24 protein-coding genes are annotated in these 24,880 nt (G+C 57.1%); 22 read left to right on the plus strand and 2 right to left on the minus strand.

What is annotated here, in order from left to right; genetic code table 11:
- The first annotated feature begins 29 nt into the window (after window positions 1-29).
- The 7 genes from Q0802_RS09980 to Q0802_RS10010 are packed head-to-tail and all read left to right on the plus strand — an operon-like array spanning window position 30 to window position 6,787.
- Window positions 30-1,031: an ABC transporter substrate-binding protein gene (locus tag Q0802_RS09980; RefSeq protein ID WP_298917292.1), complete on the plus strand. Its 1,002-nt coding sequence runs from the start codon at window positions 30-32 to the stop codon at window positions 1,029-1,031.
- 58 nt (window positions 1,032-1,089) lie between these two features.
- The gene (locus Q0802_RS09985) at window positions 1,090-1,875 is read left to right on the plus strand and encodes an ABC transporter ATP-binding protein (RefSeq protein ID WP_298917295.1); all 786 of its coding nucleotides are present in this window, start codon (window positions 1,090-1,092) and stop codon (window positions 1,873-1,875) included.
- The gene (locus Q0802_RS09990; RefSeq protein WP_298917298.1) at window positions 1,872-2,723 is read left to right on the plus strand and encodes an ABC transporter permease; all 852 of its coding nucleotides are present in this window, start codon (window positions 1,872-1,874) and stop codon (window positions 2,721-2,723) included. Before Q0802_RS09985 ends, Q0802_RS09990 begins: the two co-directional genes overlap by 4 nt.
- Window positions 2,723-3,985, plus strand: a complete 1,263-nt coding sequence (locus tag Q0802_RS09995; RefSeq protein ID WP_298917300.1) for a cytosine deaminase — start codon at window positions 2,723-2,725, stop codon at window positions 3,983-3,985. Before Q0802_RS09990 ends, Q0802_RS09995 begins: the two co-directional genes overlap by 1 nt.
- Entirely contained in the window at window positions 3,982-5,388 is a 1,407-nt protein-coding gene (locus Q0802_RS10000; protein ID WP_298917303.1) for an FAD-binding oxidoreductase, read from the plus strand. Before Q0802_RS09995 ends, Q0802_RS10000 begins: the two co-directional genes overlap by 4 nt.
- On the plus strand, window positions 5,385-6,017 hold the full coding sequence (locus Q0802_RS10005; protein ID WP_298917306.1) for an NAD(P)H-dependent oxidoreductase: 633 nt from the start codon (window positions 5,385-5,387) through the stop codon (window positions 6,015-6,017). Before Q0802_RS10000 ends, Q0802_RS10005 begins: the two co-directional genes overlap by 4 nt.
- Window positions 6,014-6,787: a creatininase family protein gene (locus Q0802_RS10010; protein ID WP_298917309.1), complete on the plus strand. Its 774-nt coding sequence runs from the start codon at window positions 6,014-6,016 to the stop codon at window positions 6,785-6,787. Before Q0802_RS10005 ends, Q0802_RS10010 begins: the two co-directional genes overlap by 4 nt.
- A gap of 36 nt (window positions 6,788-6,823) precedes the next feature.
- Here the strand turns inward: Q0802_RS10010 and Q0802_RS10015 are convergent, their stop codons facing one another.
- Window positions 6,824-7,585, minus strand: coding sequence for a DeoR/GlpR family DNA-binding transcription regulator (locus tag Q0802_RS10015; RefSeq protein ID WP_298917311.1), 762 nt, complete (start codon window positions 7,583-7,585; stop codon window positions 6,824-6,826).
- A gap of 295 nt (window positions 7,586-7,880) precedes the next feature.
- Between Q0802_RS10015 and glpD the strand changes: the two genes are divergently transcribed.
- From glpD to Q0802_RS10065, 10 genes are all read left to right on the plus strand, one after another.
- A complete protein-coding gene (gene glpD / locus Q0802_RS10020; protein ID WP_298917314.1) occupies window positions 7,881-9,485 on the plus strand; it encodes a glycerol-3-phosphate dehydrogenase in 1,605 nt (534 codons plus the stop codon).
- Window positions 9,486-9,499: 14 nt separating this feature from the next.
- Complete coding sequence (locus Q0802_RS10025; RefSeq protein WP_298917318.1) at window positions 9,500-10,588, plus strand: ABC transporter ATP-binding protein; 1,089 nt, start codon at window positions 9,500-9,502, stop codon at window positions 10,586-10,588.
- Window positions 10,588-11,673: an ABC transporter ATP-binding protein gene (locus Q0802_RS10030; protein ID WP_298917321.1), complete on the plus strand. Its 1,086-nt coding sequence runs from the start codon at window positions 10,588-10,590 to the stop codon at window positions 11,671-11,673. Before Q0802_RS10025 ends, Q0802_RS10030 begins: the two co-directional genes overlap by 1 nt.
- Window positions 11,673-12,545, plus strand: a complete 873-nt coding sequence (locus Q0802_RS10035) for a sugar ABC transporter permease (RefSeq protein WP_298917323.1) — start codon at window positions 11,673-11,675, stop codon at window positions 12,543-12,545. The genes Q0802_RS10030 and Q0802_RS10035 overlap by 1 nt, the downstream gene beginning before the upstream one ends.
- Window positions 12,545-13,438: a carbohydrate ABC transporter permease gene (locus Q0802_RS10040; protein ID WP_298917326.1), complete on the plus strand. Its 894-nt coding sequence runs from the start codon at window positions 12,545-12,547 to the stop codon at window positions 13,436-13,438. Before Q0802_RS10035 ends, Q0802_RS10040 begins: the two co-directional genes overlap by 1 nt.
- On the plus strand, window positions 13,438-13,791 hold the full coding sequence (locus Q0802_RS10045; protein WP_298917329.1) for a hypothetical protein: 354 nt from the start codon (window positions 13,438-13,440) through the stop codon (window positions 13,789-13,791). The genes Q0802_RS10040 and Q0802_RS10045 overlap by 1 nt, the downstream gene beginning before the upstream one ends.
- The gene (locus tag Q0802_RS10050; RefSeq protein ID WP_298917332.1) at window positions 13,791-14,063 is read left to right on the plus strand and encodes a DUF2160 domain-containing protein; all 273 of its coding nucleotides are present in this window, start codon (window positions 13,791-13,793) and stop codon (window positions 14,061-14,063) included. Before Q0802_RS10045 ends, Q0802_RS10050 begins: the two co-directional genes overlap by 1 nt.
- Before the next feature lie 77 nt (window positions 14,064-14,140).
- Window positions 14,141-15,862, plus strand: coding sequence for an ABC transporter substrate-binding protein (locus tag Q0802_RS10055; RefSeq protein WP_298917335.1), 1,722 nt, complete (start codon window positions 14,141-14,143; stop codon window positions 15,860-15,862).
- Window positions 15,863-15,954: 92 nt separating this feature from the next.
- A complete protein-coding gene (gene glpK, locus Q0802_RS10060) occupies window positions 15,955-17,442 on the plus strand; it encodes a glycerol kinase GlpK (RefSeq protein WP_298917338.1) in 1,488 nt (495 codons plus the stop codon).
- Window positions 17,439-18,590 (plus strand): iron-containing alcohol dehydrogenase, encoded by a 1,152-nt coding sequence (locus Q0802_RS10065; protein WP_298917341.1) that lies wholly within the window; start codon window positions 17,439-17,441, stop codon window positions 18,588-18,590. The genes glpK and Q0802_RS10065 overlap by 4 nt, the downstream gene beginning before the upstream one ends.
- Before the next feature lie 3 nt (window positions 18,591-18,593).
- On the opposite strand, the gene Q0802_RS10070 is transcribed toward Q0802_RS10065, so the two are convergent.
- Entirely contained in the window at window positions 18,594-19,793 is a 1,200-nt protein-coding gene (locus Q0802_RS10070; RefSeq protein ID WP_298917832.1) for an ROK family transcriptional regulator, read from the minus strand.
- A gap of 190 nt (window positions 19,794-19,983) precedes the next feature.
- On the opposite strand from Q0802_RS10070, the gene Q0802_RS10075 reads away from it, so the two are divergent.
- From Q0802_RS10075 to gap, 5 genes are all read left to right on the plus strand, one after another.
- Complete coding sequence (locus Q0802_RS10075) at window positions 19,984-21,012, plus strand: sugar ABC transporter substrate-binding protein (protein WP_298917344.1); 1,029 nt, start codon at window positions 19,984-19,986, stop codon at window positions 21,010-21,012.
- 122 nt (window positions 21,013-21,134) lie between these two features.
- Window positions 21,135-22,208 (plus strand): ABC transporter permease, encoded by a 1,074-nt coding sequence (locus tag Q0802_RS10080; protein WP_298917347.1) that lies wholly within the window; start codon window positions 21,135-21,137, stop codon window positions 22,206-22,208.
- Window positions 22,208-22,984, plus strand: a complete 777-nt coding sequence (locus Q0802_RS10085; RefSeq protein ID WP_298917835.1) for an ATP-binding cassette domain-containing protein — start codon at window positions 22,208-22,210, stop codon at window positions 22,982-22,984. Before Q0802_RS10080 ends, Q0802_RS10085 begins: the two co-directional genes overlap by 1 nt.
- Window positions 22,981-23,625 (plus strand): AAA family ATPase, encoded by a 645-nt coding sequence (locus Q0802_RS10090; RefSeq protein ID WP_298917350.1) that lies wholly within the window; start codon window positions 22,981-22,983, stop codon window positions 23,623-23,625. The genes Q0802_RS10085 and Q0802_RS10090 overlap by 4 nt, the downstream gene beginning before the upstream one ends.
- A gap of 222 nt (window positions 23,626-23,847) precedes the next feature.
- Complete coding sequence (gene gap / locus Q0802_RS10095; protein ID WP_298917352.1) at window positions 23,848-24,855, plus strand: type I glyceraldehyde-3-phosphate dehydrogenase; 1,008 nt, start codon at window positions 23,848-23,850, stop codon at window positions 24,853-24,855.
- Window positions 24,856-24,880 lie beyond the last annotated feature (25 nt).

The following is a 24,880-nucleotide window of genomic DNA, read 5'->3' on the forward strand; positions in this document are numbered from 1 at the left end:
TGAGAAAAGTTCAGAAACCGGAGGCTGCCATGACCGTAACCCATTCCCCTTTTCTTGCCTGCGCGCTCTCACTTTGCGCGACTGCCGGGCTCGCTGATGGGCATCTGACCCCTGTTGTGTTTGGGACCAACTGGCTGGCGCAAGCCGAACACGGCGGTTTTTACCAGTCGGTTGCGGATGGAACCTACGCCGAATGCGGTCTTGATGTAGAAATCATTACTGGCGGGCCACAGGTCAACAATCGCGCGTTGATGCTCGCAGGAAAGGTTGATTTTCACATGGGCGGTGACATGTTGCAGGCATTCAATGCCGTCAAGGAAGGTATCCCCGTCGTCTCTGTGGCCGCCATCTTCCAGAAACACCCACAGGTCATTCTGGCCCATCCGGGTGAGGCTGAAAGCTGGGAGGAACTCAAAGACCTGACACTGCTTATCGGGGACAATGGCTTTGCGTCATTTTATCAGTGGATGATTGCCGAACATGGATTTACGGTCGCGCAGCGTCAGCCCTATACCTATAACCCGGCCCCGTTCATTGCCGATAAGAAAAAAGGTATGCAGGGTTTCCTGAGCTCTGAACCCTATGCGGTTCGTAAGGAAGCCGGTATTGAACCCAACGTGTTTCTGATCGCTGACGCAGGCTATTCGTCTTATGCCACGACCATCGAAACCATGGCCGCCACCATTGAAAACACACCCGAGCAAGTTCAATGCTTTGTCGATGGATCTCTGACCGGATGGTACAACTACCTCTATGGCGATAGTACTGCGGCTGACCAGATGATCATTGCAGCCAACCCCGATATGTCTCAGGACAAGATCGATTTCGCCAAGAAAATGATGCTGGAACAGGGTATCGTGGACAGTGGCGCGGCCTTGGAGATGGGGATAGGCGCCATGACCGACGAAGTTGTCAGCGACTTTTATCAGAAAATGGTTGCCGCTGGTGTGCTGGAAGATGGTTTGGATTGGGAAGCGTCCTACACGCTTGAATTTACGAACAAATCTGTTGGAAAAAGCATCAAGCCCTGAGCGGTTGGAGCTCTTTGGTGAAGCGCAGCAGAACAGGTCATCTGGCTTCGGGGGGGAAATGGGAGAACGCGATGAAGTGTCCTCGCAGCAGATAGAATTGCTGCGCATGGAGCAGGTGGACAAGGTTTTCAATGGGAACATCACCGCGCTGAAAGGCATGTCCTTGCAGGTCAGACAGGGCGACTTCCTCTCCTTATTGGGGCCGTCCGGCTGCGGCAAGTCCACCGCCTTGCGGTTGATCAGTGATTTGGTGCATCCAACAGCGGGACGGATCGTTTGGAGCGGCGAGCACAGCGCCGATGATCTTGGCGTTGTGTTTCAGGAGGCGACCTTGATGCCTTGGGCAACAGTCGCGCAAAACGTGTGGCTGCCATTTCGACTGCGTGGCAAAGTCTATGGTGAAGTCGCAAAGGAGATTGACGACGCATTAAATCTCGTCGGGTTGGACGGGTTTCAAGACAGTTATCCGAGGGAGTTGTCAGGTGGCATGAAAATGCGTGTTTCGATCGCGCGCGCCATGGTCACCCGACCCCGTTTGATCCTGATGGATGAACCTTTTGCCGCGCTGGATGAAATCACAAGGTTCAAGTTGAACAATGACTTGTTGAAGCTGAAAGACGCGTTCGAGTGCACGGTGGTATTCGTGACGCATTCGGTTTTCGAATCCGTATTCTTATCCAACAGGATCGTCATCATGGCGGCCAGACCGGGGCGCGTTGTCACTGAACTGTCCGTGGATGCACCATACCCACGCAATGAGGATTTTCGGACGTCCACGGAATACGCCGGTTACACGCGGCAGGCTGCTGACGCCTTGCGCCTTGCCATGGGCGAGGCGGCATGAGCGTGGTCGATCACGGTCAGATGGCGACGGACAAGGAGGAGTTGGCGCGCCTTCGACGTCAGCGACTTGAAGCAGGTGGAAAGTGGATTCTACCCGTCCTTGTGCTCCTGATCGTGTTGGGCCTTTGGGACCGTGTTGTCGTTTGGAACGAAATTCCTCATTATATCCTGCCGAGACCCAAGCTGGTTCTGGAGACCTTGATAGAGGATTGGGCAATCCTCTTTGAAGCACTTCTTGTAACGGTTCAGATCACTTTGATGGCCCTTGCCGTTGCGGTCATCGGCGGGGTGGGGCTGGCGGTGATCTTTACGCAATCACGCCTGGTTGAGATGAGTTTTTACCCCTACGCGGTTATTCTTCAGGTCACACCGATCGTTGCGATTGCACCGCTGATTTTCATCTACGTTGACAGCCGGATCGCTGGATTGCTCATGTGCGCATGGCTGGTGGCGTTTTTTCCGGTGCTCAGCAATACGACGTTGGGCCTTAATTCGGCGGACCACAACCTGCGGGACCTTTTTCGCATCTATGGGGCCACGCGCTGGCAAACCTTGCGCTACCTGCAACTGCCCTCGGCGCTACCCTATTTTCTGGGGGGTCTGCGGATCGCCGGGGGGCTGTCGCTGATCGGTGCAGTGGTGGCGGAATATGTCGCGGGCACTGGTGGGCTGAAATCCGGTTTGGCATTCCGCATTCTGGAGGCCGGGTATCGTCTGAACATACCGCGCATGTTTGCAGCACTCTTTCTTATCGCATTGACCGGCGTGATCATCTTTGCTGGTCTCAGTTTTCTCAGCCATATGCTGCTGCGCAAATGGCATGAGAGCGCCCTGAAGCGAGATATCTGATGGACTTTATGACGCTGCCCGACGGTCCGTTGACGCTTCAAAATCTCACAGTACCTGCCTGTCTGATCGGGATGCCGGGGGACCTTGTACCCATCGACCTCCACCTCCGGGAAGGCAAGATCAATGACCAACCGGGGCGGCCTGTTGATCTGAAAGGCGCGATGGTTTTCCCGGCCTTCACTGACATGCATACTCATCTGGACAAGGGTCACATCTGGCCCCGGGCCGCCAACCCCGACGGCAGTTTTGAGGGCGCATTGCGAACTGCGGCCAGTGATCGTCAAACCCATTGGGACGCCGATGACGTCGCTGCCCGGATGGATTTTGCATTGCGATGTGCCTACGCGCATGGCACGCGGGCCATGCGCACACATATTGACAGCATTCCGCCGCAGGACCAGATTTCCTGGCCGGTGCTTCAGGAGGTCCGTGCGTCCTGGAAAGGGCGCATTGATCTGCAAGCCGCCTGCCTGGTGGGATGTGAGGCGGTCGAACGGGATGGTTCCTTTGTGCAGACAGCCGATCTTGTGGCGCGGGCCGGGGGTATTCTGGGGATGGTCGCCTATCCCGTTTCCGACCTGTCAGATCGGATCAGGACCCTTCTTGATCTCGCCGGGGATCGTGGCCTGGATGTAGATTTTCATGTGGATGAAACGCTCGATCCGACCTCGGAGGCGCTGCGCATGGTGGCACAGGCCGTACTCGAGACCGGATTTGAGAACCGCGTCGTTGTGGGCCATTTGTGCTCGTTGTCGATGCAAACTGAAGACCGCGCGGCCGAGACGATGGACCTTGTCGCAAGCGCGGGCGTGCATGTTGTGTCATTACCCATGTGCAACCTTTATCTTCAGGATCGTCAGCACGGCACGCCGCGCATGCGGGGTATTGCGCCGGTTCATGAACTGAAGGCGCGGGGCGTGAATGTTTCATTTGCATCAGACAATACGCGTGATCCTTTCTATGCCTACGGTGACCTCGACATGATCGAAGTTATGCGCGAGGCCACGCGCATCGGCCATTTGGATCACTCTGCCGAGGATTGGGTGGAAGCTTTCACCACCAATCCCGCGCGGGCTTGCGGGTTTGAGCTTCCGAGCCTGAAACCTGGCGCGCCTGCTGACCTTGTCATTTGCCGGGCGCGGTCCTGGACCGAGCTTTTTGCCCGCCCGCAATCTGACCGTATCGTGCTGCGTGACGCCGTTCAGATCGAACGCACCTTGCCGGATTATGCGGAGCTTGACCATTTGATGAGGACACCATGACAGCGAACATTGCTGCAGCCATGGCCGCGCTGGAACATCTCGAAATTGAGACCAACGCGGCCGCGCGAAAGGCGAAAAGCCGGGATTTCTTCTGGTATTCCCCTGTCTTGAAGGCCGCTCTTGATGGTGTGATGGCTGATTTCGTCGTCAGCCCCCGATCCGAGGCCGAGGTCATCGAAATTCTCAAAGCCTGCTATGAGCATGACGTCCCGGTTACGGTCAGAGGTGCGGGAACGGGCAACTATGGTCAGGCGATGCCGCTGGCTGGTGGGTGCGTCATGCATCTGCGGCACATGACGCAGGTCAAGAGCATTCAGCCCGGTCGTGTGGTGGTTGAGCCTGGGTGTTTGCTCAAAGATCTCGACGCCGCCTGCAAGGCCCATTCTGCTCAGGAAATCCGCATGTTTTCGTCCACCTGGGCCACCGCAACCATTGGCGGGTTCATCGCGGGCGGGTCCGGCGGCGTCGGTTCGTGCACGTGGGGTGGCCTGCGTGATCTGGGAAACATTATCCGGTTGCGTGTCATAACGATGGAGCAGCAACCGCGTGTTTTGGAGTTTCAGGGGGAGGATTTAGCCCGCGTCAGCCATGCCTATGGCACCAACGGTATCATCACCGAAATCCAAATGCCTTTGGCGCCTGCCTATGAATGGGTCGAGATGTTCGTGGCCACCGACGGTTTTGCAGAGGCAGTGCAATTTGCCAACGACCTTGCCCACGAAGACGGTATCCTGCTGAAGTTGGCGACAATATTTGAAGCGCCCATTGCCAAGAACTACTTCCAGCGCGTCGCCCCGCATGTCACTGAAGCAACCCATCTGATCGCTTTGATGGTCGCGCCGCAGTCGATGGATGGGTTTGAGACTTTCCTGGAGCGCCACATCGCCACGCGCCTGATTTACCGCAGCGATGCCTCCGATTGGGAGCGCGCGCCCGGCATGATTTTTGAATACGGTTGGAACCACACGACATTGCGCGCGATGAAGGTTGACCCGTCTATCACCTATCTGCAGGTTCGTTATGGCTTTCCTGAACACATGGAACAGATTGCGCAGTTGAGAGAGGCCCTGAGCCCGGAAGTCCTGCAACATCTTGAGGTGATGAGAGAAAACGGCAAGGTGATGTTTGCGGGTCTCAGTCTTGTGAAATTCACCACGGTGGAACGGCTTGAGGAGATCATAAAACTGCATGAGGATGCGGGTGCCATGGTATTCAACCCGCATCGGTATACTTTGGAGGAAGGCGGGCGGCAGACGGTGGACGAGCGGCAGTTGGCGTTCAAGCGAGAGGCCGATCCCAAAGGGCTGCTGAACCCGGGCAAGATGATCGCCTGGGAGGATGCGCAGTGGGATTTTCGTCAAATGTACAGCTACCCTGGTCTGAAGCGAGACAATGTCACATGACCCGGGCGCTCGTGATTTACTGCCACCCCAGGGAAGGCAGCTACACATCTGCTGTGCGTGATGTCGTGCTGGAGCGGCTCGCGTTCTCCGGCGCTGAGGTGCGGTTGCGGGATCTCTATGGTGCAGATTTTGCGCCTGTGTTGACCGCAGGTGAATTTGAGACCTATGCCGATGCCGCCACAAATCGTGCGCCCGTCGAAAGAGACGTGGACGATGTCTTGTGGTGCGATACGTTGATCTTTGTCTACCCGACCTGGTGGTATGGCATGCCGGCGATGCTGAAAGGCTGGCTGGACCGCGTATTGTTGCCGGACGTCGCGTTCAAACTGCCGAATTCGCAAAGCCAGAAAATTCGACCCGGGTTGACCCATATCACCCGGCTAGGGGTCTTTACGACATGTGGCGCAAGCTGGTGGGTGACCCATCTCATCGGGTCACCGGGCCGGCGGACGCTGTTACGCGGTGTCCGGGCCATTTGCGCGCGCCGCTGCAAGACGACATTTGCCGCGCATTACCGGATGGACGCTTCGACCAATGCAACGCGCAGCACTCATTTGAGAGAGGTGGCCCGGAAGATGGATAGATTTATGGGCACAGGCCAGTCTGAGCCCAGAGAGGCAGAGATATGACGGCAACTTGGGATTGGGGCGATTTTCGGGCCCCGGCATTCGAAAGCATCGACCCAATGAAGACCATTGCCGTCCTGCCCACGGCGGCAATTGAACAGCATGGTCCGCACCTTCCGGTTGGAACCGATGCGATAATCGCGCGCGGCATGCTGGAAGAGGTGCGCTGTCAGTTGCCGGACCATATGGATGTGCGCATCCTGCCTCTTCAATCCGTTGGTAAATCGAACGAACACCAGTGGGCGGCGGGCACGTTGACCCTGACTGCGGCGACAGCCTTGAACGCCTGGACAGACATCGGCCTTTCCGTGGCCCGCGCCGGGGTTCGCAAGCTTGCAGTGATCAATTCGCACGGCGGCAATCTTGATCTGATCTCCATTCTCTCACGTGAGTTGCGGGTTCAGGCGAATATGCTTGCCGTGAAATGTCAATGGGGGTCCTTTGGGGTGCCCGATGGCGTTTTTTCGGATCGAGAGAACCGCTTTGGTATTCATGGTGGGGATCTGGAGACGTCATTGATGCTGCATTTCCGGCCAGATACCGTGGATATGGATGCCGCCCGGGATTTCGGTTCCTCCGCAGAGCACGGCGTGTTGCAACCCATTGGTCCGATTTCGTACGGGTGGATTGCGCGCGATCTGAACCCCGCGGGCGTGGTGGGAGAGGCCCATCTAGCCACCGCCGAAAAAGGATCTGCAACGGCGCGGCATCAGGCGGCGGGGTTTGTTGATCTGCTGAAATCAATCGAGCAGGCCGCGCTGCCAGAAACATGAACCTGTCACGGAACCGGCGCGGTGGTTCACTGACGATCAGGATGTGACGAAAACGCTGGTGTTCCAGTCCCGGCATCGGATCGCCAGATCGCCGGGCAGGGGGCGGTCGGTGAAAACAGACGACAGGGCCCGCATGGACGCAATGCGCGCCGGAGCTGAGCGTCCGAATTTGGAATGATCGGCGACCAGGAAGCACTTGCGCGATTGTGCAATGATCGTTTGGCTGACGCCCACTTCCTGAACGTCGAAATCCAGTAAATCCCCGTCTTCGTCCATCGCGGAGCAGCCGATGACAGCAATGTCGAATTTGAATTGTCGAATTGTATCAATGGTAATGTTGCCGACGAGGCCCCCGTCGGCCCGTCGCAACGCGCCACCCGTGACGATGATCTGGCAATCCGGATTGTCGACCAGGATGTTGGCGATGTTCATGTTGTTCGTGACGACCATGAGGTCGCGATGATGCAGCAATTCGCGCGCAACGGCTTCGGTACTGGTGCCGATGTTGAGAAAAACAGAGCACCCCTCGGGGATGTGCTGCGCACAGGTCCGCGCCATCTCAAGTTTGGCCGCTTCATTCAGGTTGCGCCGTTCTTCGTATTCAATGTTTATGGTGCCGGAGGGGAGTATTGCCCCGCCGTGCACACGTTCAAGTTTGTTCGCTTCGGCAAGTTCGGTCAGATCGCGGCGTATGGTTTGCAGGGTCACACCGAAATGCTCGGCCAGGCCTTCGACCGTCACCTTGCCTTCTTTTTGGGCGATTTTTAGAATGTCAGGATGGCGAAAAGTCTGCGACATGGCTGTCCTCCTGATCCTGACTATGGGAAAACATCTTGAAATTGCAACGTATTTTGCGAACGTCGGTGCTGGTCCACAGAGCAGCTACAATCTCAGGTCTCTTATAGTTCTTCGCGAAATGCGGGAAATGATGTTTAACTTCAACCTGTTGGTGAGTTACAGTCTTTGGGTTGGAGAGGTTCGTTTTATTGATTTCGATCAAAAACGAACATAAACGAAAAATATCGCTTGATCGCCGGTAACGGCTGCGTTACCTCTTTGATCGGAATTCGCACGCGATGATTGGGAGGGTCTTGTGTCGAAGCAAAAGTCGCATCAGCAGACCTATGATCTCCTTGTTATTGGTGGTGGCATCAACGGATGCGGTATCGCACGGGATGCGGCGGGGCGTGGCATGAGCGTGGCGCTTGCCGAGATGAATGATCTCGCTTCTGCGACCTCATCGGCCTCGACAAAGCTGTTTCATGGTGGCCTGCGTTATCTGGAGTATTTCGAGATCAACCTCGTGCGTCATGCCCTGGCTGAACGGGAGATCCTGCTGAAAGCCATGCCGCATATCAGTTGGCCGATGCGATTTATCCTGCCCTACCATCGGGATATGCGGTTCGAGGGCACAACACCTACTTCGCGGATTCTCAACATTGTCATGCCGTGGATGAAAGGGCGCCGTCCGGCGTGGCTGATCCGGTTCGGTTTGATGCTTTACGACAATCTGGGGGGGCGGAAAATTCTGCCCGCAACCAAGACACTGGACCTGAGAAGCAGTGTTGAAGGGAAGCCGTTAGAGGACCGTTTCGAGAAGGCATTCGAATACTCGGATTGCTGGATCGAGGATTCGCGCCTGGTGGTGCTCAATGCCCGCGACGCAGAGGCGCGCGGGGCCGATATCTTGGTGCGCACCAAAGTGATCAGCGCGGCCCGCGTTGACGATCATTGGGAGGTGACCGTCGAAGAGGGTGCCACCGCCAAGCAAAAAGTGCTGAAAGCGCGGATGCTGGTGAATGCCGGAGGGCCCTGGGTTGGGGATATCATCCAGCAAAAAGTACGAATCAATTCCACGGAAGGGGTGCGTCTGGTCCGCGGCAGCCACATCATTACGCGCAGGCTTTACGATCACGAGAAATGCTACTTCTTTCAGGGCACCGATGGCCGGATCATATTTGCGATTCCTTACGAGACAGATTTTACCTTGATCGGCACGACCGACGCGGAACACGAAAATCCTGATCAGAAGCCTGAATGTACCCCTGACGAACGCGATTATCTTTTGACTTTCGTCAACCAGTATCTGAAAGCCGATATCACGGCCGAGGATGTTGTCTGGAGCTACTCAGGAGTCCGGCCGCTTTATGATGATGGGGCCAGCAGTGCCACAGCGGCAACGCGGGACTACACGCTTAACGTTGATAGCTCCGGTGGCGCGCCCATTTTGAATGTCTTTGGTGGCAAGATCACAACCTACCGGAAACTTGCCGAAGACGCGATGGACAAGATCAAACCATTTTTCCCGGGCACATCTGATCACTGGACAGCGGGTGTTGCCCTGCCGGGCGGGGATTTCGCGGTTGATGGCTTCGATGCTTTGGTCGCGCGCCTGTCTGGGGACTACCCGTTTCTGTCGGAATTCTGGGTAAGGCGTTTGGTGCGAGCTTACGGAACGGAGAGCTGGGACGTTCTAGGCAGCGCAGACAAAGAAGCGGATTTAGGTCAGAACTTCGGAGCGAGCCTGACCGAGCGGGAAATCAACTGGCTGATGACGCGAGAATATGCACGATCAGCCGAAGACGTGGTCTGGCGTCGCAACAAGCTGGGATTGCGGCTCGAGAATGAAGAAATTGCTGTCTTGGACAAATTCATGCGGGCAAAGCTGGCCGCGGGACAGTCCAATGCGGCGGAATAAACTGGGGGGCGGACATGACCTTGATCCTTGAAGGGGTGTCTAAGACCGTTGGCGGGGCGACCCACATTCATCCAACGGATATCGAACTGCAAAAAGGCACGATGAATGTGCTTTTGGGACCAACCTTGTCGGGCAAGACGTCGCTGATGCGCTTGATGGCGGGACTGGATGTGCCAGCGACCGGTCGCGTGATCTGGAACGGTGAGGATGTGACAGGCATGCGGGTGCAGGATCGCAAGGTTGCGATGGTGTATCAGCAGTTCATCAATTACCCGTCGATGACCGTCTATGATAACATTGCCTCACCGATGCGGTTGCTGGGTCAGTCGCGCGCGGAGATCGACAAGCAGGTGCGTGAGACCGCCGAATTGATGAAGCTGGAAGGGATGCTGGACCGCAAGCCGCTGGAGCTTTCGGGCGGGCAGCAGCAACGCTGTGCGCTGGCGCGGGCGCTGGTGAAAAACGCCGGTCTGGTGCTGCTGGACGAACCGCTTGCCAACCTCGACTACAAGCTCCGCGAAGAACTTCGGGCTGAAATTCCGAAGATATTCGAAAAATCAGGCTCGATTTTTGTCTATGCCACGACTGAGCCGGAAGAGGCGCTTTTGCTTGGCGGCAACACCGCAGCACTTTGGGAAGGTAAAGTCACGCAATTCGGCCTGACGCCGTCAGTTTATCGCAAGCCGGTCAACGCGACCACGGCGCGTGTATTTTCCGACCCGCCAATGAATTTCCTCAAGATTTCCAAGAAGGGCAACATGCTGTCCTTTGGAGATCAGCAGAGCATTCCTGCAGTGGCCGCAGCCGCGCAACTGGCCGACGGCACATACACAGCGGGTTTCCGACCGAACCATCTGGAGCTTTCGCCACATGTGGCGGGGACGATGGCATTCAACACGACGCTTTCGGTCACTGAAATCACCGGGTCGGAGACGTTCGTACATTTGGAACACCACGGGGAACGGTGGGTCGGACTTGTCCATGGCGTGCAAAGCCTCACGCCGGGGCAGGCATTGCAGGTCTATCTCGATCCCGCGCATGTCTACATTTTTGCGCAGGACGGCGAACTTGTCGTCCCGGCACCCTATGCGGAGGCGGCGTAATGGCCAAGATCACTCTGGACAATCTTGCGCATTCCTATTTGCCCAAACCGGGTGGCGAAGATGACTATGCGCTCAAAGAGTTGAACCACGACTGGGTTGATGGCGAGGCCTACGCGCTTTTGGGGGCGTCTGGTTGCGGTAAATCCACCTTGCTGAACATCATATCCGGGCTGCTGCACCCCAGCCAGGGTCGCATTCTGTTTAACGATCAAGATGTGACGCAAGCGCCTACGGCAGAGCGCAACATCGCGCAGGTGTTCCAGTTTCCTGTGGTCTACGACACCATGACGGTACGGGACAATCTCGCGTTTCCGCTGCGCAACCGTGGGGCGGAACCTGCTTATGTGGCTGAACGCGTCAATCAGATCGCCAAGATGATCGGCATGGAAGCAGAGCTCAACCGCAAGGCACGCGGGTTGACGGCGGACGCCAAGCAGAAGATTTCCCTGGGGCGGGGCATGGTGCGCGAGGACGTGAATGCGCTGCTCTTTGACGAACCGTTGACGGTTATCGACCCGCATATGAAATGGGAACTCAGAACACAGCTGAAATCCCTGCATCACGAGTTTGGCCACACGATGATTTACGTCACGCACGACCAGACCGAGGCGCTGACTTTCGCGGATAAGGTTGTGGTCATGTACGATGGGCGGGTGGTACAGATCGGCACCCCGCAGGAATTGTTCGAGCGGCCCGCGCATACGTTTGTCGGCTATTTTATCGGCTCACCCGGTATGAACCTCTTTGATGCGGAAATTGACGGCGCCGTTGCCCGGATCGCTGGGGTCAAGGTGCCGCTGGGGGCGGGCTACGCACCCCAGGACGGCAAGCTCCAGCTTGGCGTGCGACCGGAATTTGTCAATCTTTCAAAGGGCGAGGCCGGTGTGCCCGCGCGCATCACGCGGGTTGAAGATGTGGGACGACACAAGATCGTCAGGCTCGACGTTGCCGGCCGCGAGATCAGCGCCATTGCCGGGGAAAACGACATTATCTCGACCGATGCTCAGAAAATCACCTTCGATCCGCAAGGCATCAATGTTTACGCTGATGACTGGCGCATTTCACCGACAGGGGAGGCCGCCTGATGAACAAGACAGTCAACCAAAAAGCATGGTTTCTGGTGCTGCCGGTTTTGGTTCTGGTCGCGTTTTCCGCGGTCGTGCCGCTGATGACCGTCGTCAACTATTCGGTGCAGGATACCTTCGGGAACAACCAGTTCTTCTGGGCCGGTTTGGAGTGGTTCAAGGAGATGCTCGAAGAGGAGCGCATGTGGGATGCGCTTTGGCGGCAGATGACATTTTCCGCGATCATTCTGGCCATTGAAGTCCCCTTGGGCATCTATGTGGCGCTGAACATGCCCAAACGCGGATTCTGGGCGTCGTTCTGCCTTGTGCTCATGTCCCTGCCGCTGCTGATCCCTTGGAACGTCGTCGGCACGATCTGGCAAATCTTTGGCCGCGTGGACATTGGCCTGCTTGGCTACACGCTTGATAAGATGGGAATTTCCTACAATTACACCCAGGACATTCTGGCCGCCTGGATCACCGTGATCGTCATGGATGTCTGGCACTGGACGTCGCTGGTGGCGCTTCTGGCCTACGCGGGTCTGCAATCCATTCCGGACGCCTATTATCAGGCCGCCAAGATCGATCAGGCGAGTCGCTGGGCTGTTTTCCGCTATATCGAATTGCCGAAGATGGCGGGCGTGCTGATGATCGCGATCCTGCTTCGGTTCATGGACAGTTTCATGATCTACACCGAGCCTTTCGTGGTCACTGGCGGCGGGCCGGGCAATGCCACGACCTTCCTCTCCATCGACCTTGTGAAAATGGCGCTGGGGCAGTTTGACCTTGGACCGGCGGCGGCATTCTCGATCATGTATTTCCTCGTCATCCTTTTGATCTCATGGGTCTTTTACACAGTGATGACGAACCTCGACAAAAGGGACGGTGTGTGATGTCTGATACCACCATTCAAGCACCCGGTGCCGGAACGCTTTCCGGCAAAGCGGCCCAAAGCGAGGTCAAACTTGGCCGTCGCAAGAGCCCCCGTGTAAACCGATCGGCCATTGTCATGGGGCTCTATCTTCTGTTCCTGCTCCTGCCGATTTACTGGCTGATCAACATGAGCCTCAAGACGAACACGGAGATTTTGGGCGAATTCACACTGTTCCCCCGAAACCTGACGCTGGCGAACTACGTGAAAATCCTGACCGATGAGAGCTGGTATATCGGCTATATTAACTCGCTGATCTACGTGGTCATGAACACGGCGATCAGCCTTGTTGTAGCACTGCCTGCGGCCTATGCGTTCAGCCGCTATTCCTTCATGGGCGACAAACACCTGTTCTTCTGGCTGCTGACCAACCGAATGGCGCCACCTGCGGTCTTTGCCCTGCCGTTCTTTCAGCTTTATTCGTCGGTGGGTCTCTTCGACACGCATATCGCGGTGGCATTGGCGCATTGCCTCTTCAACGTGCCGTTGGCGGTCTGGATCCTCGAAGGCTTCATGCGCGGCGTGCCCAAGGAAATTGATGAAACCGCCTATCTCGACGGCTACTCCTTCCCGCGTTTTTTCATCCGCATCTTTACGCCGCTTATTGCGAGCGGGATTGGTGTGGCGGCGTTCTTCTGCTTCATGTTCTCATGGGTGGAACTGCTGCTGAGCCGGACCCTGACCACCGTGGATGCCAAACCCATCGCCGCGATCATGACCCGGACCCAAGGCGCGGCAGGCATCGACTGGGGCGTGCTGGCGGCAGCGGGCGTGCTGACCATCGTGCCGGGGGCTTTGGTGATCTATTTTGTACGCAACTACATCGCCAAGGGCTTCGCCCTGGGGAGGGTGTGATGAGCGCTGAAGCGACAGCCACGATTCAGCCATATATCCCGTTGATCTCTGCGATCAGTGGCGGCGTTGTTGGTGGAGTGGTGACCGTATTTGGTCAGATTTTCGTACACAAATACAAAGAGCGTGAACGAAAGAAGTTGGAAAGCGTGCAAAAGAAAATGCTCGACAAAATGCTTCGTGATCCGACTTACGAATGGCGAAGTTTAAGCACGCTCAGAGGCACGGTAGGCGCAGATTTGGAAACGGCGAAGCGCTTGCTCATAGACATTGGTGCCAGAGGTCGAATGGGAAATCCAAAGCAATGGGCACTTATGGAATTAAAACCTCTGCCGAAAGATGGAGACAATGAATAATGGCCTGGATGGCATGGACCGTACCGACGGCAATTTTCTTCGGGGTGATCGCGTGCCTGCTGATCACCTTCACGATACTTGCAATCAAATACCCGGAGACACCCCGCGTGGGCATTCTTCGGATCGAAACCACGCGCGGTGATCGTTTGTTCATCACGCTGTTGGGCTCAGCCTTCATCAATCTGATCTGGCTGGGTCTTGAGGTCGCACCACAGCCATATGCGCTGTTGGCGTGTCTGGTCTATGCCGTGGCGGTGTTCCGCTGGGTTTAGACCAGAAAGAACGGCACGTCCGGAAACGTCCGGGCGGTCTGATAAAAACAGTTCAATAACGTCTTGGGAGGACAATCATGAACTTATCTTTGAAATCAACCACAGCTGTGGGCGCGATGGTCGCGTGCATGGCCCTGCCGGCCTGGGCCGACATGGAAGCAGCAAAGGCGTTTCTCGACAACGAGATTGCCGGGCTCTCCGTGCTCGACCGCGCCGCTCAGGAAGCGGAGATGCAATTCTTCGTGGATGCGGCCAAGCCGTTCGAGGGCATGGAAATCAAGGTCGTCTCCGAGACGATCACAACGCATGAGTACGAATCTCAGGTGCTGGCCCCGGCTTTCACCGCGATCACCGGCATCAAGGTCACCCATGACCTGATTGGCGAAGGTGATGTGGTCGAAAAGCTGCAAACACAGATGCAGTCGGGTGAGAACATCTATGACGCCTATGTCAACGACAGCGACCTGATCGGTACGCACTGGCGCTACCAGCAGGTGCGTAACCTGACCGACTGGATGGCGGGCGAGGGCGCAGACGTGACCCTGTCCACACTAGACGTCGATGACTTCATCGGCACATCCTTTACCACCGGCCCGGATGGCAAGCTCTACCAGCTGCCCACACAGCAGTTCGCGAACCTCTATTGGTTCCGCTATGACTGGTTCAACGACGACAAGAACAAGGCTGATTTCAAAGAGAAATATGGCTATGATCTGGGCGTTCCGGTGAATTGGTCGGCCTATGAGGACATTGCCGAATTCTTCACCGGCCGTGACCTGAGCCACATGGGTGTCGATGGCGAAGTCTTTGGCAACATGGACTACGGTAAGAAAGATCCCTCATTGGGCTGGCGCTACACCGACGCGTGGATGTCCATGGCGGGCATGGGCGACGTTGGCGAGCCAAACGGTCTGCCAGTCGATGAATGGGGTATCCGTGTGAACGAGAACTCCCAGCCCACAGGGTCCTGTGTGGCACGTGGTGGTGCGACGAACTCGCCTGCGGCTGTCTACGCGGTGACCAAGGCGATCGAATGGCTGCAGAAGTATTCACCGCCTGCGGCTGCTGGCATGACCTTCGGCGAAGCCGGACCAATCCCGGCGCAGGGCAACGTGGCCCAGCAGATGTTCTGGTATACGGCCTTTACCGCCGCAACCGTTCTGCCGGATTTGCCTGTGATGAACGAAGATGGCACGCCCAAGTGGCGCATGGCCCCTTCGCCCCATGGCGCATACTGGAAAGAGGGTCAGAAGATCGGCTATCAGGACGCAGGCAGCTGGACGCTGATGGAATCAACGCCTGTGGACCGCGCCAAGGCCGCGTGGCTCTATGCGCAGTTCGTGGTGTCCAAGACGGTGGACCTGAAGAAATCTGACGTTGGTCTGACCTTCATTCGCGAATCCACAATTGACGCGGATCACTTCACGCAACGTGCCGACAAGTTGGGCGGTCTGGTGGAATTCTACCGCTCGCCTGCGCGGGTGGCATGGTCCCCAACCGGCACCAACGTTCCGGATTATCCGAAGCTGGCGCAGCTGTGGTGGCAGAACATCGGCGACGCAATGTCCGGTGCGAAAACACCTCAGGAAGCGCTGGATGCACTTTGCGCCGATCAGGAAAAAGTACTTGAGCGTCTGGAACGCGCAGGTGTTCAGGGTGATCTGGGTCCCGTGATGAACGAGGAAATGAGTGCGGATCACTGGTTCGGCCAGCCCGGTGCGCCTTATGCCAAGCTCGAGAACGAAGACGAAGAGCCACAGACCGTCAGCTACGACGAGCTGATCAAGTCCTGGCAGTAACTCTTTGACTTTTGGCCGGGGCGCTCGCTTGCGCCCCGGCTTTTTCATGGGCAAAATCGCCCAGCAGAATTCAGTGATATCCGGGGGGAACCATGACCCATATTCTTGCGATTGATCAGGGAACCACATCTTCGCGCGCGATCGTTTTCGACGCCAATATGAAGATCAAATCCAGCGCGCAGGAAGAATTTCCGCAGCACTTTCCAGACAGCGGTTGGGTCGAGCATGATCCAGATGATTTGTGGTCAACCACGGCTGGAACATGTCGGGCTGCCGTCGAAAAGGCAGGGCTTGGACCGGATGATATCGCGGCAATCGGCATCACCAACCAGCGTGAAACCGTGGTCGTTTGGGAAAAGGAAACGGGCAAACCGATCCACAACGCGATTGTCTGGCAGGATCGCCGCACGGCGGATTATTGTCGTGAATTGCGCGAGGCCGGGCATGACAAGATGATCACGGCAAAAACGGGGCTTCTGGCGGACCCGTATTTCTCCGGCACAAAGCTGAAATGGATTTTAGACCATGTGGACGGCGCGCGCGACCGGGCGCGGGCGGGGGAGCTGCTCTTTGGCACCGTTGACAGTTTCCTGATCTGGAAGCTCACGGGGGGTGCTGCGCATGTGACCGATGCCACCAATGCCGCGCGCACGCTACTTTATGACATTCACAAGGGGCGCTGGAGCACGTCGATCTGTGATCTTTTTGATATCCCTATGCAGATGCTGCCCGAGGTCAAGGATTGTGCCGCGGATTTCGGCACGACGCGGCCTGATCTCTTTGGCCGTCCGATCCCCATTCTGGGCGTTGCCGGAGATCAGCAGGCCGCCACCATCGGGCAGGCGTGTTTCGAGCCCGGCATGTTGAAATCCACCTATGGCACCGGCTGTTTTGCCTTGTTGAACACGGGCGAAACGGCCGTGGCGTCCAAGAACCGTTTGCTGACAACCATTGCGTATCAATTCGATGGCAAACCGACCTATGCGCTCGAAGGGTCGATTTTTGTTGCCGGGGCAGTTGTGCAATGGCTGCGCGACGGTTTGAAAATCATCCGTGACGCCGCCGAAACCCAACCTCTGGCTGAAAAGGCGGACCCCAATCAGAATGTTGTGCTGGTGCCTGCTTTCGTGGGCCTCGGTGCGCCCTATTGGAACGCAGAATGTCGAGGTGCTGTCTTTGGCCTGACACGCAATTCGGGGCCGGAAGAATACGCAAAAGCCGCGTTGGAAAGCGTCGGCTACCAAACCCGCGACTTGCTGGAGGCGATGCAAGCCGACTGGCAAGGCGAAGGGGCAGGGGCCACGTTACGGGTCGATGGGGGGATGTCAGCCTCTGATTGGGCGATGCAATTTCTGTCCGACATCATTGGCGCGCCGGTGGATCGCCCGGAAGTGCTGGAAACAACGGCGCTTGGCGCTGCATGGCTGGCCGGTCAACGTGCGGGCCTCTATCCGGATATGGAAGGATTCGCGAAGAACTGGGCATTGGAACGTCAGTTTGCGCCTCAAATGGGCGAAGCGGTGCGTGCCGAAAAATACGGTGCCTGGAAACGCGCGGTCGACGCGACCATGCGTTTTTGAAACTCCCGGCCTTCAGCTTTCTGACCGCGGGTCGCGTCATTTTTGGCCGGAGCACCTGTGATCAGGTCACCAGCGAACTGCGTGCATGTGGCAGGCGGATCATGCTGGTGCGGGGGCGATCTGTCGCTTGGGCCGATCAGTTGGAGGCCGATCTGAACGGATCGGGTGCGCTCTGCGCGACGGCGATCAGCGCAGGTGAGCCGACAATTGACGACGTGCAACAGGCTTTGGTGATGGGCCGCGCGGCAAAGGTTGACGCAGTGGTTGCCGTCGGAGGCGGCGCGGTTATCGATCTTGGCAAGGCGATTGCTGCGCTTTTGCCAGCTAGCGGAACAATTTTGGACCATCTCGAAGGGGTCGGAGGGGCCAAACCGCTTGAGCATGATCCGCTGCCCTTCGTGGCGATGCCAACCACATCCGGCACGGGCGCGGAAGTCACCAAGAACGCCGTTATCACCGTGCCGGATGCCGGTCGCAAGGTGAGCCTGCGCGATGATCGCATGCTTCCGGATGTCGCCATCATTGACCCGGCGCTGACGGATAATCTGCCTCGTGCGCAGACATTAGCATCGGGGCTGGACGCGCTGACACAGGTGATAGAACCCTATCTTTCCACACGTGCAAACCCGCTGACAGATGCGCTTTGCCGGGACGCCATTCCACGCGGTGCCTACGCCCTTGCGCGGTTGGCGGCCGGGGACGACGCCCAGGCCCGCGACGAGATGGCATTCGTGAGCCTCGCCGGTGGTCTGGCGCTTGCAAACGCTGGTCTTGGCGCTGTGCACGGTCTGGCCGGGGTGTTGGGCGGGCGTCTCGGCGCGCCTCATGGTCTGGTTTGCGGTCGCCTCCTGGGGCCGGTGCTGTCAGCCAATGCTGAGCATCTGGTGCAGGAGGGCAAGGAAACCACACGGTTTGACGAGGTCGCAGATTGGCTTGGTTCCGCATTTGGGATTGATCGTTCGGATGTGTTCCATGGATTGCCGGATTTGCTGGACCAATGGCGGGTCCCCCGGCTTGACCAATGGATCGCCGGAGACGTTGATTTGGATGCCATAGCCGAGGAGGCCGCCAAAGCCTCTTCGATGAAATCCAACCCCTGCGCGCTGTCCTCAAGCCATCTGGTGGGTGCCATGCGGCAGACCCTCTGAAGCCTACACAGAAGACAGACCTGCATTGGTATTCAGAAAATATTGCGAAAAGATCGGGCCGCTTGCCGCACCGATCGCCCGCGCGTTAAACCCGATATCGCCAGCTTCGATACGCGGCGTCAGCAGGCCCCGCGTGTCTTGCGTGACCAGATAACGCCGGACCCTTTCGACAAGCTCCGCCCGCACCGAATCCGGAAAGGCCCCATCTATCAGGATGGCCTCGAAATCAATGACCGAACATATCGACAAGGCGGCTTTGGCCAGTTCCTGTGCCGTCTCGCCGATCCAGGGGTCCACATACCGCGTCAGATCGTTCCAGTCCTGCGGCATCTGCCATAGCCGCTTGGGGTCCAACCCAACCTCGACCAGACGCCCTTCGAGCAAATGCAGGGAGGCCACATCGATCAGCTGGCGGCTTTCGCCGAGCGGCCCAGTGCTGCGCAAAGACCCCAGAGCGCCCGCATTGCCCTGATTGCCTTCGAAAACCGTGTGATTCAAAACCACGCCACCACCGATGAAAGAGCCGATGTAGAAATACGCATAGTCGCGATACTCCTTGCCGAGCCCGTAAAGGTGTTCGGCGCGGCAGGCGGCGGTTGCGTCGTTGCAGACAAAAATCGGCAGGGTACTGAATTTGGCCACCTCCTCAGCGAACCGAGTGTCCTTCCAGGAACTGAAGTCTTCTACAGCCGGACCAGAGAGATCATGCCATTTCCAGAGCTCAAAAGGGGAAGCAACGCCAATGCCGCAAATGCGGGACTGTTGCGCGGCACTCATTTCCTCCATCAATTGATCGATCCCGTCTTCGAGAAATCCAAAAACGGTTTCCGGTAGCGGATAAGGGTAGGAGAGATGCACCTGTTTGATCACGTCTCCCTTGAAATTCAGGAGGAGCAATTCAGCACTGCGCCGTCCGATTTTCAGCCCAAAGGCAAACACACCCTCCGGTGACAAATCCATTGGAATGGAGGGTTTCCCCACCTTGCCACGCTGAGGTGCGCCGCGTGCCAGCAGGCCGTCTTTTTCCAGTTTTCGCAGAATTACAGAAACCGTTTGAGGAGACAGCCCGGCCATTCGCGCAAGGTCACTTCCGGGCATCGGACCATGCCGCATGAACATGGAAAGAAGCAGGCGCTCGTTGTAGTTGCGCACCCCGCGCTGATTCACGCCGCTGCTTAATCCTTTGACCTTGTTGCCGTCCATAAGGTCGTCCACGCCTTTATTTCCTTAGGTAATATCAACTTTTCGAATTAATAAATCAAGTTTATTTATTTATTGACACTTGATCTGAAATGATGTGTCTTAACCAGAACCTGTTGGGGAGGATTCCGCAGGGGAGGCGCGCTGCCTGCGTCTTGAACAAAGCAATTGAAATTTTCCTTGGGAGGGAAACATGAAAAAACTACTCGCCAGCACGATCCTTGGTCTGAGCGCATTGGGCGCGACAAGTGGCGTGGCGCTCGCGGATGGTCACAGTATCACTGCCTGCCTGATTACCAAGACAGATACCAACCCGTTCTTTGTTAAGATGAAGGAAGGTGCGGAGGCCAAGGCGGCCGAGCTTGGCATGACGCTGAAGGCATTCGCCGGTAAGGTCGATGGTGACCATGAAACCCAGGTTCAGGCGATCGAAACCTGCATTCTGGATGGCGCCAAAGGTATTCTGATCACGGCGTCAGACACTTCCTCGATCGTTTCCGCTGTCACGCAAGCGCGCGATGCGGGCCTGCTGGTGATTGCTCTTGATACACCGCTGGAACCGATTGATGCGGCAGATGCGACTTTTGCGACCGACAACTACAAAGCAGGTGTGCTGATCGGCGAATGGGCCCGTTCGCAATTGGGCGATGCTGCGGATAGCGCAAAGATCGCCACGCTGGATCTGAACGTGAGCCAGCCCACAGTTGATGTGCTGCGCAACCAGGGCTTTCTGGACGGATTTGGTATTGATCTCGCGGATCCCAACGTGATCGGTGACGAGGATGACGCCCGTATCGTCGGGAGCGATGTGACCGATGGTAACGAAGAAGGTGGGCGTCGCGCGATGGAGAATCTGCTCGCCAAGGATCCGACAATCAACGTCGTTCACACGATCAACGAACCGGCCGCAGCGGGTGCCTATGAGGCGCTGAAGGCGATTGGCCGCGAAAAGGAAGTGCTGATCGTTTCTGTCGACGGCGGCTGCCCCGGTGTCCAGAATGTGGCTGATGGGGTGATCGGTGCGACATCGCAACAATATCCGCTGCTGATGGCGTCGCTGGGGGTCGAGGCGATCAAGAAATGGGCGGACGAGGGCGTGAAGCCTGAGCCAACACCGGGCAAAGCGTTCTTTGACACGGGCGTTGCCCTTGTAACGGATGCACCGGCGGAGGGCGTCGAGTCGATTTCCGTCTCCGAAGGCAAAGATCTCTGCTGGGGTTAATCCTTGTAGACCGCAGCGCGCAGCACTGCGCGCTGCAACTGACCGAGACATTTTTGTCTCGGTCTGCCAAACTGCAAAAAACGAGTTGATGGATATCACCCGTTGAACGGGAGGGGGATTTCGTGTCTGACGCATCCGGAAAAGCACAAGAATTTGAGACCGAACTGAAAAAGCAGCCAGAGGCCGTAGCAGAGTTCGAGGATACACATCGTGGTGTCGTCGGAACCATCCAGCATTTGCTGCATGTCAACCCGTCGCTGGTGCCCCTGATCGTGCTTGTGGCCTCGATCGTTATTTTCGGGCTGCTGCTGGGCACTAAATTCTTTTCGCCCTTCGCGCTCACGCTGATTTTGCAGCAAGTACAGATTGTCGGGATCGTTGCCGCCGCGCAAAGCCTCGTAATTCTCACTGCAGGTATCGACCTCAGCGTCGGGGCGATCATGGTGATGTCTTCCGTGGTTATGGGTCAGTTCACCTTTCGCTACGGTATTCCGGTGGAAATTTCGGTGGCCTGCGGGCTGCTTTGCGGTACTCTCATCGGCTTTATCAACGGTTGGCTGGTGGCCCGGGTCAAGCTGCCGCCTTTCATCGTGACGCTGGGTATGTGGCAGATCGTTCTGGCGACGAATTTCCTCTATTCCGCCAATGAAACCATCCGCTCGCAGGATATCGAGGCGCAGGCTCCGCTGCTGCAATTCTTCGGCAATACCATCCAATTGGGCGGGGCGCGGCTGACCTTTGGCGTGGTCTTCATGCTGCTGTTGGTTTTTGTGCTGGCCTATGCCCTCAAACACACCGCTTGGGGGCGGCATGTCTATGCCGTGGGTGACGATCCCGAGGCGGCGGAACTGTCGGGCGTGGATGTCAAGAAAACGCTGATCTCCGTCTATATGCTGGCAGGTCTCATCTGTGCTTTCGCGGGCTGGGCGCTGGTGGGCCGCATTGGCTCGGTTTCTCCGACCTCCGGCCAGCTTGCCAATATCGAGAGCATCACAGCGGTGGTGATCGGTGGTATTTCCCTGTTTGGCGGGCGCGGTTCAATCATGGGCACGCTCTTTGGGGCGTTGATTGTCGGGGTGTTCACCTTGGGTCTGCGCCTGATGGGCGCGGATGCGCAATGGACGTATCTGCTGATCGGCGCGCTGATTATCGGTGCTGTCGGTGTGGATCAATGGATCAGAAAGGTATCGGTCTGATGGAACCTATTCTCAAAGGACGCAACCTCGTAAAACGTTACGGCAAGGTTACTGCGCTGGATCATTGCGATTTCGACCTGATGCCCGGCGAAATTCTTGCGGTGATCGGGGACAATGGTGCCGGAAAATCTTCCCTGATCAAGGCCGTCTCGGGTGCCGTGATCCCGGATGAGGGAGAGGTCTGGTTGGAGGGCAGGCAGGTTAACTTTACCTCCCCCATTGATGCGCGTAACGAGGGGATAGAAACCGTTTATCAGACACTGGCCATGTCGCCCGCCTTGTCGATTGCCGACAACATGTTCATGGGCCGCGAAATCCGCAAATCGGGGTTTCGGGGCAAGTGGTTGCGTCAACTGGATCGGGCCGAGATGGAGCGCATCGCCCGCGACAAGCTCACCGAGCTTGGTCTGATGACCATTCAGAACATCAATCAGGCGGTGGAGACCCTCTCGGGCGGGCAGCGTCAGGGTGTGGCCGTCGCAAGGGCTGCCGCCTTCGGTTCCAAAGTGATCATCCTGGACGAGCCGACAGCGGCCTTGGGTGTCAAGGAATCCCGCCGTGTGCTGGAACTCATACTGGATGTGAAATCACGTGGCATTCCGATCATTCTGATCAGCCACAACATGCCGCATGTTTTCGAGGTGGCCGACCGCATTCATGTGCACCGGTTGGGCAAGCGCCTTTGCGTGATCGATCCCAAAGATTATACCATGTCTGACGCTGTTGCCTTCATGACGGGGGCCAAGGAGCCACCAATGGAAAACGTAGCTGCATGACGCGCACTTTGACTTCGATTGCGGCGTTGTCGGAGGAGATTGTCGCGGCACCGCGTAAATCGACGCGGCGATTGGTGGCGTTGGCGGGAGCACCGGGCAGCGGTAAATCCACGCTGGCCGAGCGCCTCGCGCAAGACCTGACCGCACGAGGGTCCGCAGCCCAGGTGGTGCCAATGGACGGTTTTCACCTCGACAACCGCCTTCTGACACCGATGGGACTGCTAGACCGCAAAGGTGCGCCGGAGACTTTTGATGCGGGTGGGCTGGCGCGTCTGGTTGCAGCACTTGGGGGTCAATCATCGGTCTACTACCCGCTGTTTGACCGCGCGCGCGATATTGCGATTGCAGGCGCGGGAACGCTGCAAGAAGACTGCGACACGGTGATCGTCGAAGGCAACTACCTTTTGTTTGATGCCCCTGGCTGGCGGAGTTTGTCCGATTACTGGGATGTCCGGGTTCAACTGTCTGTGCCAATGCATGTCTTGCGCGCACGCCTCATTGATCGATGGCTGGTAGAGGGTTTGCCAAAGCCCGAAGCGACCAAGCGTGCCGAAGGAAATGATCTGAAGAACGCCGGGCGCCTTGAGGATAATTCGCTGCCCAGCGACTTGGTCTTTCTGAATGACGGCGATTTGACCTGACCTCGAAAGGGCTTGGCGCGACCGGTGAAAGCGTGCTTGTCTGGTGACACAATCCGCCAGGACCACAAGTTGAGTTAAATCGAAAAATGATGAAGCCGATGCGCGGATTGTAGGCTGCGGCGAAATCTACCATTGCAGTTTCCGTTCAAATGTGGTCGTTAGCGCTAACAAGTCCCGGATTGCGGGAAACTGCGCAGAATGAATGTTTTCAGGAGGACGAATATGTCTCACTCAGTGGCGATAAATGGATTTGGACGTATCGGCAGAGGTGTGCTGCGCGCGCTGGTCGAAAACCGGGTTTCGGATATGGAAGTTGTTGCGATCAATGATCTCTCCACCCCCGAAACTCTTGCGCATCTGCTGAAGTATGACAGTGTTCATGGGCGCTTGCAGGCCGATGTGGAAGTCAAGGGCGACGCCCTCGTGGTGAACGGCCATTCGATCAAGGTTACCGCGATCCGCAGCCCGGCTGAACTGCCGTGGGACGGCGTTGACGTGGCGATGGAATGCACAGGGCTTTTTACAGCCCGTGAGAAGGCCGCTCAGCATATTGAAAACGGATCGAAACGCGTGCTGATTTCGGCACCCGGGGCAGGGGCCGACCGGACGGTGGTTTACGGCGTGAACCACAAGGACATGACCAAGGATGACATCGTCATTTCCAATGCCTCCTGCACGACAAACTGCCTGGCGCCGGTGGCCTACGTGCTGGACAAGGAATTCGGCATCAAGACCGGTTACATGACGACCATTCACGCTTATACGGGCGATCAACCTTCTCACGATGCGCCGCATAAAGATCTTTACCGGGGACGGGCGGCCGCTCTTTCGATGGTGCCGACATCGACAGGTGCCGCCAAGGCGATTTCGCTGGTGCTGCCGCATCTTGAGGGGCGTCTTGAAGGCTCTGCGGTGCGGGTGCCGACGCCGAATGTCTCGCTCGTTGATCTGGCTTTTGTGCCCGAAAAGCCTGCGACCAAGGAGGCGATCAATGCGGCCATGAAAGCTGCCGCAGAGGGCGAGCTAAAGGGCGTTTTGTCTTACGAGACTGACCCGACCGTGTCGATTGACTATAACCATGACCCGCATTCCTCCAGCTTTGCCGCGCCTCAGACAAGTGTGACCCAGGACGGTCTGGTTCGGGTCGTCAGCTGGTATGACAACGAATGGGGGTTTGCAAACCGCATGGTCGATACCGGTCGCCGTCTGGCCGAGCTTTCGAAAACCTGACGTTCCCATCTGGCACCAGCAACTG

The sequence above is a fragment of the uncultured Roseobacter sp. genome, assembly GCF_947495275.1.
Lineage (GTDB): Bacteria > Pseudomonadota > Alphaproteobacteria > Rhodobacterales > Rhodobacteraceae > Roseobacter.

Bases quoted from the DNA above. Each gene is read 5' to 3' on its own strand.
- Q0802_RS10030 (WP_298917321.1), top strand. From the start codon at position 10,588: ATGGCCAAGATCACTCTGGACAATCTTGCGCATTCCTATTTGCCCAAA.
- Q0802_RS10000 (WP_298917303.1), top strand. From the start codon at position 3,982: ATGACAGCGAACATTGCTGCAGCCATGGCCGCGCTGGAACATCTCGAA.
- Q0802_RS10075 (WP_298917344.1), top strand. From the start codon at position 19,984: ATGAAAAAACTACTCGCCAGCACGATCCTTGGTCTGAGCGCATTGGGC.
- Q0802_RS10035 (WP_298917323.1), top strand. From the start codon at position 11,673: ATGAACAAGACAGTCAACCAAAAAGCATGGTTTCTGGTGCTGCCGGTT.
- Q0802_RS10055 (WP_298917335.1), top strand. From the start codon at position 14,141: ATGAACTTATCTTTGAAATCAACCACAGCTGTGGGCGCGATGGTCGCG.
- Q0802_RS09990 (WP_298917298.1), top strand. From the start codon at position 1,872: ATGAGCGTGGTCGATCACGGTCAGATGGCGACGGACAAGGAGGAGTTG.
- Q0802_RS10025 (WP_298917318.1), top strand. From the start codon at position 9,500: ATGACCTTGATCCTTGAAGGGGTGTCTAAGACCGTTGGCGGGGCGACC.
- Q0802_RS10010 (WP_298917309.1), top strand. From the start codon at position 6,014: ATGACGGCAACTTGGGATTGGGGCGATTTTCGGGCCCCGGCATTCGAA.
- Q0802_RS10015 (WP_298917311.1), bottom strand. From the start codon at position 7,585: ATGTCGCAGACTTTTCGCCATCCTGACATTCTAAAAATCGCCCAAAAA.
- Q0802_RS10040 (WP_298917326.1), top strand. From the start codon at position 12,545: ATGTCTGATACCACCATTCAAGCACCCGGTGCCGGAACGCTTTCCGGC.
- Q0802_RS09980 (WP_298917292.1), top strand. From the start codon at position 30: ATGACCGTAACCCATTCCCCTTTTCTTGCCTGCGCGCTCTCACTTTGC.
- gap (WP_298917352.1), top strand. From the start codon at position 23,848: ATGTCTCACTCAGTGGCGATAAATGGATTTGGACGTATCGGCAGAGGT.
- Q0802_RS09995 (WP_298917300.1), top strand. From the start codon at position 2,723: ATGGACTTTATGACGCTGCCCGACGGTCCGTTGACGCTTCAAAATCTC.
- Q0802_RS10050 (WP_298917332.1), top strand. From the start codon at position 13,791: ATGGCCTGGATGGCATGGACCGTACCGACGGCAATTTTCTTCGGGGTG.
- Q0802_RS10045 (WP_298917329.1), top strand. From the start codon at position 13,438: ATGAGCGCTGAAGCGACAGCCACGATTCAGCCATATATCCCGTTGATC.
- Q0802_RS10005 (WP_298917306.1), top strand. From the start codon at position 5,385: ATGACCCGGGCGCTCGTGATTTACTGCCACCCCAGGGAAGGCAGCTAC.
- Q0802_RS10070 (WP_298917832.1), bottom strand. From the start codon at position 19,793: ATGGACGGCAACAAGGTCAAAGGATTAAGCAGCGGCGTGAATCAGCGC.
- Q0802_RS10090 (WP_298917350.1), top strand. From the start codon at position 22,981: ATGACGCGCACTTTGACTTCGATTGCGGCGTTGTCGGAGGAGATTGTC.
- Q0802_RS10085 (WP_298917835.1), top strand. From the start codon at position 22,208: ATGGAACCTATTCTCAAAGGACGCAACCTCGTAAAACGTTACGGCAAG.
- glpK (WP_298917338.1), top strand. From the start codon at position 15,955: ATGACCCATATTCTTGCGATTGATCAGGGAACCACATCTTCGCGCGCG.
- Q0802_RS09985 (WP_298917295.1), top strand. From the start codon at position 1,090: ATGGGAGAACGCGATGAAGTGTCCTCGCAGCAGATAGAATTGCTGCGC.